The sequence below is a fragment of the Mesorhizobium sp. M7A.F.Ca.CA.004.12.1.1 genome (assembly GCF_003997835.1).
GTDB lineage: Bacteria > Pseudomonadota > Alphaproteobacteria > Rhizobiales > Rhizobiaceae > Mesorhizobium.
On the sequence record NZ_RZRK01001367.1, the window covers coordinates 1 to 787 of the forward strand.

General features: G+C 65.6%; 2 protein-coding genes. Both read right to left on the minus strand.

What is annotated here, in order from left to right; all coding sequences use genetic code 11:
• On the minus strand, positions 1-280 hold a 280-nt coding region (locus tag EN984_RS36425), incomplete at its 3' end, for a heme biosynthesis HemY N-terminal domain-containing protein (protein WP_281057393.1).
• Positions 281-290: 10 nt separating this feature from the next.
• A partial coding sequence (locus EN984_RS36430; RefSeq protein ID WP_245480210.1) for a mitofilin family membrane protein occupies positions 291-787 on the minus strand: 497 nt, incomplete at its 5' end.

Sequence of the window (787 nt, forward strand, 5' to 3'; positions counted from 1 at the left end):
CAATCATGCCGGTCGACAGCGCCTGATAGCCACGATCGCGGCGGCGGACACGGAAATAGCGCGAGATGGTGTAGGGGCTGTTCCACAGCGACTTGAGCAGCCACCACAGGATCATCACCGCGGCGACCACGGCAACGACGGCCACCGCCGCCACCATCAGGCTGACCTGGTATTGATAGCCGTTAAAAGTGACGACCATGTCGCCCGGCCGGTCGGCCAGCCAGGCAAAGCCCAGCCCGAGCGCGAAAACGACGATGAGGAAGGCGAGCAGGCGGATCATTGTGTTGCCCTCATGCCTTCATCGCGCCCGAGATCAGCGCATCGACCTGGGTTTCGACCTCGATGCGTGCCTTCAGCTTGCCGACAAAGTCCGCGCCAGCGGCCTTGGCGGCCTCGGGCAGCGTTTCATACTCGCTGAGTGCCTTCGCGTAGTCGCCCTGGTTGACCGCCGCCTCCATGCGCGCGACGGTTTCCGGTGCGCCGGCGCCTTCGACGGCGCCGATCGGCCTGACCTTGACCAGCGATTCGGCGCTCGACATCAGATTCTGCAGGAAGCCGGCATTCTCATCGACGGGCGTCGCGGCAGTGACCATGGCATTGGCGGCGGCATCAGCCTGCGATGCGATCTCGGCGCGGGTCGGAACGCCCTTTTCAGCATAGGGGCGCAGTGCCGCAAGCTGCGGCGCATCGGGCGAAATCGCCGCGAGGGTTTCGAGTTCGGCCGAAAACGGCCCGCCACGCTCGAGCGCCGCTTTCAAGGCCGACGCCGCGATGGCAAGCCTGTCTC